We start from the raw sequence: 12,076 nt of genomic DNA, 5'->3' as shown, positions 1-12,076 counted from the left end.
TTCAGGCGAATGCTGTTTACGGGGTTTTTTACTGGTTGATACTGTTTTTGTCATGTGAGTCACCTCTGACTGAGAGTTTACTCACTTAGCCGCGTGTCCACTATTGCTGGGTAAGATCAACAAACGGGACCGAGGCAACGACGGGTACTACTGGCACCACAACGACCACTATCGGCGCAACCAAGACTGCTACTACCACTGGTGGCGTGGCTGCTGGCGCTGTCGGCACGGCGACAGTTGTCGGTGTGGCAACAGCTGTTGGTGTGGCGACGTTGGCAGTAGTTGCAGCAAATGACAGTGGCGATGGCGGTTCTCATAACACCTCAACCACCACGTCCACTACGCCCTAATACTGCTTTAACGCGTCGAAATTAAAGCTAAATAATACCCGGTTGCGATATTCGTACCGGGCTTTAGAGATTTGCATTTTTTTAATTAACCTTTCAAGGATTAAAGGTGCGCCCTCTTATTTTATCGATTTTCGCACTATTTCTTGCGGGATGTACGCACAGCCAGCAAAGTATGGTCGATACATTTCGCGCCAGCCTTTTCGATAATCAGGATATCACCGTAGCGGATCAGCAGATCCAGGCGTTGCCTTATTCCACGATGTATTTACGCCTTAATGAAGGGCAACGAATCTTTGTGGTACTGGGATATATAGAACAAGAACAAAGCAAATGGTTATCCCAGGATAACGCCATGCTGGTTACCCACAATGGACGTCTTTTAAAGACCGTCAAACTTAATAATAATCTGCTGGAAGTGACAAATTCCGGGCAGGACCCTCTGCGTAACGCGCTGGCAATAAAAGATGGCAGCCGCTGGACGCGCGATATTCTCTGGAGTGAAGACAACCATTTTCGCTCTGCGACCCTGAGTTCTACTTTTTCCTTTGCTGGATTAGAGACGCTGAATATTGCGGGTCGCAATGTGCTGTGTAATGTCTGGCAGGAAGAGGTGACTTCCACGCGGCCAGAAAAACAGTGGCAAAACACATTCTGGGTCGATTCGGCTACTGGCCAGGTTCGTCAAAGTCGGCAAATGTTAGGCGCAGGGGTTATTCCCGTAGAAATGACGTTTCTTAAACCCGCACCATGAATAAATTACAGTCGTATTTCATTGCCAGCGTACTTTACGTAATGACACCCCATGCCTTTGCGCAAGGAACGGTGACTATTTATCTGCCTGGCGAACAACAGACACTTTCCGTTGGCCCCATGGAAAATGTTGTCCAGTTGGTGACACAACCGCAACTGCGCGATCGCCTCTGGTGGCCTGGTGCCTTGCTGACCGACTCTGCGGCGAAAGCTAAAGCGCTTAAAGACTACCAACATGTCATGGCACAGCTTGCTTCCTGGGAAGCAGAAGCTGACGACGATGTGGCGGCAACGATTAAATCCGTGCGCCAGCAGTTACTCAATCTCAATATCACTGGTCGCTTACCGGTCAAACTGGACCCTGATTTTGTACGAGTGGATGAGAACAGCAATCCCCCGTTGGTCGGGGACTATACGCTCTATACCGTACAGCGTCCGGTGACTATTACTCTGCTGGGTGCGGTTTCTGGGGCCGGGCAATTGCCCTGGCAGGCAGGCCGTAGCGTTACCGATTATCTGCAAGATCACCCCCGCCTTGCAGGCGCGGACAAGAATAACGTTATGGTGATTACGCCTGAGGGTGAGACTGTCGTCGCCCCTGTTGCCCTGTGGAATAAAAGACATGTGGAACCACCGCCTGGCAGCCAGCTTTGGTTGGGCTTTTCTGCGCATGTACTGCCCGAAAAATATGCTGATTTAAATGACCAGATTGTGTCTGTTTTAACGCAACGTGTTCCTGACTGATGAAGAAGAATTCTTATCTTTTAAGCTGCCTGGCCATTGCCGTCTCCAGTGCCTGTCATGCTGAAGTATTAACCTACCCGGATCCGCTGGGTTCGTCGCAATCAGACTTTGGCGGCACAGGATTGTTGCAGATGCCAAATGCGCGCATCGCACCGGAAGGTGAATTCAGCGTCAACTACCGGGATAACGATCAATACCGGTTCTACTCCACCTCCGTGGCGCTGTTCCCATGGCTGGAAGGCACCATTCGTTATACGGATGTGCGCACACGCAAATATAGCCAGTGGGAAGATTTCAGCGGCGATCAGTCATACAAAGACAAATCATTCGATTTTAAACTTCGCCTGTGGGAAGAAGGTTACTGGCTACCGCAAGTGGCGTTTGGTAAACGTGATATTGCTGGTACGGGTCTGTTTGACGGTGAGTATCTGGTGGCCAGCAAGCAAGCGGGGCCATTTGATTTCACCCTCGGGATGGCATGGGGCTACGCCGGTAATGCGGGCAATATTACCAACCCGTTTTGCCGGGTGAGCGATAAATATTGTCATCGCGCAGAGTCTCACGATGCGGGCGATATCAGCTTTAGCGATATCTTTCGTGGCCCGGCTTCCATCTTTGGCGGCATTGAGTATCAAACGCCGTGGAATCCCCTGCGTCTGAAACTCGAATACGATGGCAACAATTACCAGAATGATTTCGCTGGCAAACTGCCTCAGGCAAGCCATTTCAACGTCGGCGCAGTTTATCGCGCTGCCAGCTGGGCAGATCTCAACCTGAGTTATGAACGCGGTAACACGTTGATGTTTGGCTTCACGTTACGGACCAATTTCAACGATCTGCGCCCTGCCCTGCGCGATACGCCAAAACCGGCATATCAACCTGCGCCTGAATCTGAAGGATTGCAGTACACCACAGTAGCGAACCAACTTACCGCGCTGAAGTACAACGCAGGTTTTGAAGCACCGGAAATTCAGCTGCGCGATAAGACGCTGTATATGTCTGGTCAACAATACAAATACCGTGATTCTCGCGAAGCGGTCGATCGTGCCAACCGGATTCTGGTGAATAACCTGCCGCAAGGCGTTGAGAAGATTAGCGTGACGCAAAAGCGCGAGCATATGGCGATGGTGACTACCGAAACCGACGTAGCCAGCCTGCGCAAACAGCTGGCTGGTACAGCGCCTGGTCAATCAGAGCCACTGCAACAACAACGTGTTGAAGCTGAAGATCTTTCTGCCTTTGGTCGGGGCTACCGTATTCGTGAAGATCGCTTTAGCTACTCTTTCAACCCAACACTTTCACAGTCGCTGGGCGGCCCGGAAGATTTCTATATGTTCCAGCTGGGGCTGATGTCCAGTGCCCGCTACTGGTTTACCGACCACCTGCTGCTTGATGGCGGTATTTTCACCAATATTTACAACAACTACGACAAGTTTAAGTCTTCGCTGTTGCCCGCGGACTCTACCCTGCCCCGCGTGCGCACGCATATCCGTGACTACGTTCGCAATGACGTTTATCTCAACAACTTGCAGGCGAACTATTTTGCTGACTTAGGCAATGGTTTCTATGGCCAGGTGTATGGCGGTTATCTGGAAACGATGTACGCCGGTGTCGGTTCCGAGCTGCTTTATCGCCCGCTAGATGCCTGCTGGGCGCTGGGTGTGGACGTTAACTACGTGAAGCAACGTGACTGGGACAACATGATGCGTTTCACCGATTATTCCACGCCAACAGGTTTCGTGACGGCTTACTGGAACCCGCCGACGCTCAATGGCGTACTGATGAAACTTAGCGTTGGGCAATATCTGGCAAAAGATAAAGGCGCAACGATCGACGTCGCCAAACGCTTTGACAGCGGCGTGGCGGTAGGGGTATGGGCGGCAATCAGTAACGTATCTAAAGATGACTACGGCGAAGGCGGCTTTAGTAAAGGTTTTTATATCTCGATTCCATTCGACTTGATGACCATTGGACCTAACCGCAACCGCGCGGTGGTTTCGTGGACACCATTGACGCGTGATGGTGGACAAATGCTGTCACGCAAATACCAGCTCTATCCAATGACGGCAGAGCGAGAAGTACCGGTTGGACAATAACCTGACGTAATTCATAACACTACATTGACTGATAAATATAAACCAATGAAAAAGAACATTTTTAAGTTTTCGGTACTGACATTGGCTGTTCTGTCTTTGACAGCATGTACCCTTGTTCCTGGTCAGAATTTATCGACCAGTAACAAGGATGTCATTGAACTACCTGACAATCAGTATGACCTGGACAAAATGGTCAATATCTATCCCGTCACGCCAGGATTGATTGATCAGTTGCGCGCCAAACCGATTATGTCGCAGGCTAACCCGGAGCTGGAGCAGCAAATCGCAAACTATGAATATCGTATCGGGATTGGTGATGTGTTGATGGTTACGGTCTGGGATCACCCGGAACTAACCACCCCCGCAGGGCAATACCGTAGCGCCAGTGATACCGGCAACTGGGTTAACGCCGATGGTGCGATTTTCTACCCCTATATTGGTCGCCTGAAAGTGGCCGGGAAAACACTTACCCAGGTACGCAACGAGATTACAGCGCGTCTCGATTCAGTCATTGAAAGCCCGCAAGTCGATGTCAGCGTCGCGGCGTTCCGATCGCAAAAAGCGTACGTCACCGGCGAAGTCAGCAAATCGGGTCAGCAGCCGATTACCAATATTCCTCTGACCATCATGGATGCGATTAACGCCGCGGGCGGTCTGACCGCAGATGCAGACTGGCGCAACGTGGTGCTCACCCAGAATGGCGTAAAGACCAAAGTGAACCTCTATGCGCTGATGCAGCGTGGCGACTTGCGCCAGAACAAACTGCTGCACCCGGGCGATATTTTATTTATTCCGCGCAACGATGATCTGAAAGTCTTCGTGATGGGTGAAGTGGGTAAACAGAGCACGCTGAAAATGGACCGCAGCGGTATGACCCTGGCGGAAGCGCTGGGTAACGCTGAGGGTATGAATCAGGATGTCGCTGATGCGACGGGGATTTTTGTTATTCGTGCAACGCAAAACAAGCAGAATGGCAAAATCGCCAATATTTATCAGCTGAATGCGAAGGACGCATCGGCAATGATACTCGGAACGGAATTCCAGCTTGAACCTTACGACATTGTTTATGTCACTACCGCGCCGCTGGCTCGTTGGAACCGTGTGATTTCTCTGCTGGTACCGACGATTTCCGGGGTGCATGACCTGACAGAGACTTCACGGTGGATTCAAACATGGCCCAACTAAAATTTAACTCAATCCTGGTGGTTTGTACCGGCAACATTTGCCGTTCGCCCATTGGCGAGCGCTTGCTGCGTAAACGTCTGCCGGGCGTAAAAGTCAAATCGGCAGGTGTTCATGGTCTGGTAAAACACCCTGCAGATGCGACAGCGGCAGATGTTGCCGCTAATCATGGCGTATCTCTTGAAGGACATGCCGGACGTAAGCTCACTGCTGAGATGGCACGAAATTACGATCTGATTCTGGCAATGGAGTCGGAACATATTGCTCAGGTTACCGCAATTGCTCCCGAGGTCCGCGGGAAGACAATGCTGTTTGGGCAATGGCTGGAACAGAAAGAGATCCCGGATCCCTATCGTAAAAGTCAGGACGCATTTGAACATGTCTACGGTATGTTGGAGCGCGCCAGTCAGGAATGGGCGAAGCGCCTCAGCCGGTAATTTGAGTTTATAAAATACGATGACAACTAAAAATATGAATACGCCACCAGGCAGCACTCAGGAAAATGAGATCGATCTGCTTCGTCTGGTCGGCGAGTTATGGGATCACCGTAAGTTTATTATCAGCGTGACCGCGTTATTCACGCTGATCGCTGTCGCTTACTCGCTGTTAAGCACACCAATTTATCAGGCAGATACTCTGGTCCAGGTTGAGCAAAAACAGGGCAACGCCATTCTCAGCGGCCTGAGCGATATGATCCCTAACTCATCGCCCGAGTCTGCACCGGAGATCCAACTGCTGCAATCGCGCATGATTCTCGGTAAAACCATTGCTGAACTGAATCTGCGCGACATAGTTGAGCAGAAGTATTTTCCGATTGTGGGTCGCGGCTGGGCGAGATTAACCAAAGAAAAACCAGGTGAGCTGGCGATCAGCTGGATGCATATTCCACAACTGAATGGTCAGGATCAGCAACTGACACTCACGGTTGGGGAAAACGGCCACTATACACTGGAAGGTGAAGAGTTCACCGTCAATGGTATGGTCGGCCAGCGTCTGGAAAAAGATGGCGTTGCGCTGACTATCGCGGACATTAAGGCCAAACCAGGAACACAGTTTGTCCTGAGCCAGCGTACCGAACTGGAAGCGATTAACGCATTGCAGGAAACCTTTACCGTTAGCGAACGCAGTAAAGAAAGCGGGATGCTGGAACTTACCATGACTGGTGATGATCCCCAGTTGATTACTCGTATTCTGAACAGCATCGCTAACAACTATTTGCAACAGAATATCGCTCGCCAGGCGGCGCAGGATTCACAAAGCCTTGAATTCTTACAGCGCCAGTTACCTGAAGTGCGCAGCGAGCTGGACCAAGCGGAAGAAAAACTCAACGTTTATCGCCAGCAGCGCGATTCGGTTGACCTTAACCTGGAAGCCAAAGCCGTTCTTGAGCAGATTGTGAACGTTGATAATCAACTCAATGAGCTGACCTTCCGCGAGGCAGAGATCTCCCAGCTGTATAAGAAAGATCACCCAACTTATCGTGCGCTGCTGGAAAAACGCCAGACGCTGGAGCAAGAACGCAAACGCCTGAATAAGCGGGTATCGGCAATGCCTTCCACCCAACAGGAAGTGTTGCGTTTAAGTCGTGACGTAGAAGCGGGCCGTGCGGTATATCTGCAATTACTTAACCGCCAGCAGGAGTTGAGTATTTCGAAATCCAGTGCCATTGGTAACGTGCGGATTATCGACCCGGCAGTCACTCAGCCGCAGCCAGTGAAACCGAAAAAAGCGTTGAACGTGGTGCTTGGTTTTATTCTTGGCCTGTTTATTTCTGTGGGTGCCGTGCTGGCGCGTGCGATGTTGCGTCGTGGTGTAGAAGCCCCGGAACAACTGGAAGAGCACGGCATCAGCGTTTATGCCACTATCCCAATGTCCGAGTGGCTGGATAAACGCACCCGTCTGCGTAAGAAAAATTTATTTTCTAATCAGCAGCGCCATCGTACTAAAAACATCCCCTTCCTGGCGGTGGATAACCCGGCGGATTCTGCTGTGGAAGCCGTACGTGCGCTACGAACCAGTCTGCATTTCGCTATGATGGAGACGGAGAATAACATTCTAATGATCACCGGTGCGACGCCAGACAGTGGTAAAACGTTTGTCAGTTCAACTCTGGCAGCGGTGATCGCCCAGTCCGATCAAAAAGTGTTATTTATTGATGCCGACTTACGCCGTGGTTATTCGCATAACCTGTTTACCGTGAGTAATGAACATGGCTTGTCGGAATATCTGGCAGGTAAAGATGAGCTCAACAAAGTGATCCAGCATTTTGGCAAAGGAGGCTTTGATGTGATTACTCGCGGTCAGGTGCCACCTAACCCGTCTGAACTGCTGATGCGCGATCGGATGCGTCAATTACTGGAATGGGCGAACGACCATTACGATCTGGTGATTGTCGATACGCCGCCGATGCTGGCGGTGAGTGATGCCGCGGTCGTGGGGCGTTCTGTTGGCACCAGCCTGCTGGTTGCGCGTTTTGGCTTGAACACCGCCAAAGAGGTGAGTTTGTCAATGCAGCGTCTGGAACAGGCAGGCGTCAATATTAAAGGCGCTATCCTCAATGGTGTGATTAAACGCGCCAGCACCGCTTACAGTTACGGCTATAACTATTACGGTTATAGTTACTCCGAGAAAGAGTAAAACTGAAAGTGGCCGGATGCGGCGTGAACGCCTTTTCCGGTCTACGCATTAGACAGTTCTTCGTTTGTCATCAGCCTCAGAGCATTCAGGTAACTGAATGCTCTTTTTTATGCATTACAAACTGCACGCCGGTATGCGTGCTTCATTCACGATTTGCGTAAAACCTGCCAACGAACACATGCCCTGCGCATTTCGCTCTTCACATCCTGCCAGGGTCAGTTTCACCTCTCCGGGCGGCGTATTTAATGACAGCGGCGTTTTATCACGCATCTGCTGTAAAGTCTGGAAGACCAGCGAAACCTGAATCCACTGGCTGTTATCGCTTAGCCGACGCCAGCGTTCAAACACCAGTTCACCACCTGGCGGCGTGTTATCCGGCTGACCGGGAAGCGTCCAGTTGAGCTCCAGTGCGCCGCCGAGATTTGCCAGATTAGTATCGTGTCCGGCGATAAACAGCACTGAAGTGGGTAATGTCACACCATACGCCTGTTTTTGCGGTGGATGGGGCGTCAACGCTGTCTTGATCAAATCTAATAACGGGGTGGCGCGGCTGCGGGCAACCTCTGGCGTGCGTTGTAGCAAATAAAATTGCGCGTTATGCAAACTTAGCAAGGTGTTCCACTGGTGTGAATCGGTGATCCTTCCCCACCCCGGCTCCGGCATTCCCTGTGCTTGTTGCAGGAGAAATATCTCCGTCAGCATTGATGCGAGGCTTACCGCACCGGTTAATGAGACATTGTCGGCGCTCACCTTGAGTTCCGATGGTAATGCCTGCGTTAATGAACAGCTTTCGTCCTGTTTCTCACGTTTAAGGCACAAGTTTGATTGCGGAAAATTAAGCACCCGTTCCAGTTCGCGAAACGCCGTTTGCCGATGCCCGGTAAAGTCAGCAATTGACCCTCCTGCCCTGCTGAGGATCGCGTCAGTCACGTTCGCGTTATCCAGTTGGCAAACGCCAGTTTTTAGAGGATTAAATAACGGATCGGGACTGGACGTATCTGCCTGGGTATGTACGGTTATTGCACAGTCAGGTGCCAGCCCGGCGGCGAAGGCTTCGCCTGTTTTACGGGTACGCTCGTCGACATCAGCAATAATCGCGACCTGACCAGACTGCGGGCAGCCCTTTTTCGCCAGCAATCCGTCGGCTACCAGACGCTGGCGTTGGTAATGTCCGAGATAGGCGATTAGCTCACCACCGCGCGGTGTCAGCCAACCCAGTTTTACCGGCCAGGTTGGCCATGCGTCTGGGGTGACATCCTGCATCAGTTGCGTGGCCTTGGTTGGAGCACGCACACCATGACGACTGACAATCACCACACTTTCCAGCTTCAGCTCCGGCTCACTCTGAGCGAATGCAGATTGCGGGGTTAACGGAATCAGAAGAGATAAAAATGGGATTAAGATCGCTTTCATCGATATGTTTCCGCTTTTCATATCTGACATTATTGATTGCCTGATGCGATGCTAATGCGCCGCATCAGGCCTACGTTCGTTAACTTTTCAGACGCGGGTCCAGCCATACCAACACAAGGGTGGAGAGCGAACACATCAACAAAATGCCGACGAACCAAAGTAAATACCACATTGTTTCTGCTCCTTAGTACAACTCGTTTTCGTTACGGCGGAGAGTTTCTGTTGTCATGCGCCCCCACATTTTGTAGTAGCTCCAGAGAGTGTAGAGCAACACAATGGGCAAAAATATCAGCACGATTACCAACATAATGCTCAGCGTCAGCTGACTGGAAGTACTGTCCCACAACGTCAGGCTGGAGATCGGACTCACGCTTGACGGCATGACAAAGGGGAACAGCGTGATGCCTGCCGTGAAAATCACGCCAAATTGCATCAATGATGCCATCAAAAATCCCCAACCCGGGCGACCACGATAAATCGCCATCACCGTCAGCAATGGGCAGAAGAATCCCAGCAGCGGGAAGATCCACAAAACGGGCGACTCGACAAAATTATTCATCCAGGCACCAGGTAGCACTGCCACCAGTTTCATTAACGGATTGGAAGGACCGTTAGCATCCTGGGCGAGCAGTACAAAGCCATCAATACCGACCCACAGCCAGTAACCCGCCAGCAAAAAGCACAGCATCACCAACAGTGCAGCGCGTTTGGTCGCCAGCTGTGAACGCAGATGAATCACACCAACAGTTTTCAGTTGTAACCAGACGCCACCTTGCAAAATCACCATCCCAAGGCTGAGCAATCCGCACAATAAAGGGAATGGCGTCAGCAGTTGCCAGAAGCTGCCGAGATACTCCACGCGTAATTGCGGTGTGAAGGCAAACGGCACGCCGAGCAACAAGTTGCCGAAGGCGATACCGAAGACTACCGGCGGCACCAGACTGCCGATGACCAGACCGGCGTCCCACATTTTACGCCAGCGTGCATCGGCGATTTTTCCGCGATAATCAAAGGCCAGCGGGCGGAAGAACAGTGAGCACAGCACCAGGATCATCGCCACATAAAAGCCGGAAAACGCCGCTGCATACACTCTGGGCCAGGCGGCAAATAATGCCCCACCAGCGAGGATCAACCAGACCTGGTTGCCTTCCCAGTGTGCACCAACGCTGTTTATCACTATCCGGCGTTCATCATCATTACGCGCCACCAGCGGCAGCAGACAGCCGATCCCCATGTCAAATCCGTCGGAGATCATAAAGACCACCAGGATCACGCCAATCAGCAGCCACCAGATGAAGCGCAATGTTTCATAATCAAACATGATTTTCTCCTTTACCCCTGTTGCTGCGTCGGTTGTTCACTCTGCATCGCGCTCGGCCCCAGACGGGCATATTTCTGCATCAGGTAGACTTCGGCGATTAAGAACAGGGTGTAAAGCCCTACGATCATGATCAGTGAGAAAGCCAGTTGTCCTGTGGTTAAAGCGGAGTGCGCGGAGTATGTCGGTAAGATGTCCTGTATCGCCCACGGCTGACGACCAAACTCGGTCATAAACCACCCGGCTTCAATCGCAATCCACGGCAACGGCAAACTCCAGAGCGCCATTTTCAGCACCCAGCGATGCTGGTCGATTTTGCCACGCAGCGTCTGGACAAGCGCAATCAGCATCACCAGTAGCAGCAGGGAACCACAGCCCACCATGATGCGGAAACTCCAGAATACCGGCGCAACCTGAGGTATCGCGCCACGCATCGCCGCCTGGTACTGTGCGGCTGTGACATGATTCATATCCGGCGCATAGCGGGAGAGCAACATGCCGTAGCCCAGGTCACCTTCCAGTCCCCGGAATGCCTGCAACACATGCGGCTCACGATTGCCTTGCGATATTTCCTGCATTAACAGCCAGGCCATACGTCCGCGTTGCAAGCGTGGGTAGGTTTCAGCCATCAAATTCTTCAGACCCGGCACGGGTTTATCTAATGAGTGAGTGGCGAGGATCCCTAGCAGCGCGGGAATTTTGAGGGCAAAGGCGTTACGCTCTTGATCCTGTTCCGGCCAGGCAACCACATGGAACGGTGCAGGTGCAGGTTCCGTTTGCCACTCCCCTTCCATCGCCGCCAGTTTTACCGGTTGTACTTGCGCGACTTCATACGCAGAACTGTCTCCGAGTTGCAGGGTACCGATAATCGCCAGAGTACCGAAGACGGAACCGATGGCAAACGAGCGTAATGCGACATCGCGCTCCCGTCCGCGCAGTAAATACCAGGCGCTGATCGCCATAATAAACATGGCCCCGGTCACGTAGCCCGCCATTACGGTGTGCACAAATTTCACCTGGCTGACCGGATTAAAGACCAGCTCGCTGAAGCTGGTCATCTCCATACGCAGGGTGTCGATATCAAAATGCGCACCGGTCGGGTATTGCATCCAACCGTTGGCATTCAATATCCACAACGCAGAGAGATTTGAACCGAACGCCACCAGCCACGTCACCAGCAGGTGCTGGTATTTATTCAGCCGTTGCCAGCCGAAGAAGAACAGCCCGACAAAGGTGGATTCGAGGAAGAAGGCCATTAATGCTTCCATCGCCAGCGGTGCGCCAAAAATATCGCCCACATAGTTGGAATAGAATGACCAGTTAGTACCAAACTGAAACTCCATGGTCAGGCCGGTAGCCACGCCAAGAGCAAAATTGATACCGAAGAGCTTACCCCAGAAGCGCGTCATATCGCGGTAGATTGTTTTGCCGGTGACCACGTAAATGGTTTCCATAATAGCCAGCAAAAAAATCAGCCCCAGGGTAAGGGGTACAAATAAAAAGTGATACAGCGCGGTCAGAGCAAACTGCCAGCGCGATAAATCAATGACATCCCACATGCGCACTCCTGTAGGCGAAGAGAGAAA

The 12,076-nt window shown here is 51.7% G+C and carries 10 protein-coding genes and 1 pseudogene; 7 read left to right on the top strand and 4 right to left on the bottom strand.

What is annotated here, in order from left to right:
- Positions 1-116 precede the first annotated feature (116 nt).
- The 7 genes and pseudogenes from K0778_RS08170 to etk form a co-directional block, all read left to right on the top strand.
- A pseudogene (locus K0778_RS08170) lies at positions 117-350 on the top strand (hypothetical protein); the annotation flags it as partial.
- 106 nt (positions 351-456) lie between these two features.
- Positions 457-1,101, top strand: a complete 645-nt coding sequence (gene gfcB, locus K0778_RS08165; protein ID WP_001247610.1) for a lipoprotein GfcB — start codon at positions 457-459, stop codon at positions 1,099-1,101.
- The gene (locus K0778_RS08160; protein WP_001038062.1) at positions 1,098-1,844 is read left to right on the top strand and encodes a capsule biosynthesis GfcC family protein; all 747 of its coding nucleotides are present in this window, start codon (positions 1,098-1,100) and stop codon (positions 1,842-1,844) included. Before gfcB ends, K0778_RS08160 begins: the two co-directional genes overlap by 4 nt.
- Positions 1,844-3,940, top strand: coding sequence for a YjbH domain-containing protein (locus K0778_RS08155; RefSeq protein WP_001619292.1), 2,097 nt, complete (start codon positions 1,844-1,846; stop codon positions 3,938-3,940). Before K0778_RS08160 ends, K0778_RS08155 begins: the two co-directional genes overlap by 1 nt.
- Positions 3,941-3,985: 45 nt before the next feature.
- The gene (locus tag K0778_RS08150) at positions 3,986-5,125 is read left to right on the top strand and encodes a polysaccharide export protein (protein WP_001295357.1); all 1,140 of its coding nucleotides are present in this window, start codon (positions 3,986-3,988) and stop codon (positions 5,123-5,125) included.
- Positions 5,113-5,559: a protein-tyrosine-phosphatase Etp gene (etp, locus tag K0778_RS08145; RefSeq protein WP_000057871.1), complete on the top strand. Its 447-nt coding sequence runs from the start codon at positions 5,113-5,115 to the stop codon at positions 5,557-5,559. Before K0778_RS08150 ends, etp begins: the two co-directional genes overlap by 13 nt.
- A 19-nt stretch (positions 5,560-5,578) precedes the next feature.
- Positions 5,579-7,759 carry a tyrosine-protein kinase gene (gene etk, locus K0778_RS08140; protein WP_000208650.1) on the top strand — a complete coding sequence of 727 codons (2,181 nt, stop codon included), beginning with the start codon at positions 5,579-5,581 and terminating at the stop codon, positions 7,757-7,759.
- 114 nt (positions 7,760-7,873) lie between these two features.
- Here the strand turns inward: etk and appA are convergent, their stop codons facing one another.
- The 4 genes from appA to appC form a co-directional block, all read right to left on the bottom strand.
- Entirely contained in the window at positions 7,874-9,172 is a 1,299-nt protein-coding gene (appA, locus tag K0778_RS08135) for a bifunctional acid phosphatase/4-phytase (RefSeq protein ID WP_001300464.1), read from the bottom strand.
- Between the two features lie 79 nt (positions 9,173-9,251).
- Entirely contained in the window at positions 9,252-9,344 is a 93-nt protein-coding gene (gene cbdX / locus K0778_RS08130; RefSeq protein ID WP_000270305.1) for a cytochrome bd-II oxidase subunit CbdX, read from the bottom strand.
- A gap of 12 nt (positions 9,345-9,356) precedes the next feature.
- Entirely contained in the window at positions 9,357-10,493 is a 1,137-nt protein-coding gene (gene appB, locus K0778_RS08125) for a cytochrome d ubiquinol oxidase subunit II (protein WP_000460803.1), read from the bottom strand.
- Between the two features lie 11 nt (positions 10,494-10,504).
- A complete protein-coding gene (appC, locus tag K0778_RS08120; protein ID WP_000263577.1) occupies positions 10,505-12,049 on the bottom strand; it encodes a cytochrome bd-II oxidase subunit 1 in 1,545 nt (514 codons plus the stop codon).
- Positions 12,050-12,076 lie beyond the last annotated feature (27 nt).

It is taken from the genome of Escherichia sp. XD33 (assembly GCF_019375075.1).
Taxonomy (GTDB): Bacteria; Pseudomonadota; Gammaproteobacteria; order Enterobacterales; family Enterobacteriaceae; genus Enterobacter; species Enterobacter flexneri_A.
This window is presented reverse-complemented; position numbering and strand designations above follow the sequence as displayed.

Coding starts and splice junctions, on each gene's coding strand:
- K0778_RS08150 (WP_001295357.1), top strand. CDS start 3,986: ATGAAAAAGAACATTTTTAAGTTTTCGGTACTGACATTGGCTGTTCTG.
- appA (WP_001300464.1), bottom strand. CDS start 9,172: ATGAAAGCGATCTTAATCCCATTTTTATCTCTTCTGATTCCGTTAACC.
- appB (WP_000460803.1), bottom strand. CDS start 10,493: ATGTTTGATTATGAAACATTGCGCTTCATCTGGTGGCTGCTGATTGGC.
- K0778_RS08160 (WP_001038062.1), top strand. CDS start 1,098: ATGAATAAATTACAGTCGTATTTCATTGCCAGCGTACTTTACGTAATG.
- appC (WP_000263577.1), bottom strand. CDS start 12,049: ATGTGGGATGTCATTGATTTATCGCGCTGGCAGTTTGCTCTGACCGCG.
- cbdX (WP_000270305.1), bottom strand. CDS start 9,344: ATGTGGTATTTACTTTGGTTCGTCGGCATTTTGTTGATGTGTTCGCTC.
- etp (WP_000057871.1), top strand. CDS start 5,113: ATGGCCCAACTAAAATTTAACTCAATCCTGGTGGTTTGTACCGGCAAC.
- K0778_RS08155 (WP_001619292.1), top strand. CDS start 1,844: ATGAAGAAGAATTCTTATCTTTTAAGCTGCCTGGCCATTGCCGTCTCC.
- etk (WP_000208650.1), top strand. CDS start 5,579: ATGACAACTAAAAATATGAATACGCCACCAGGCAGCACTCAGGAAAAT.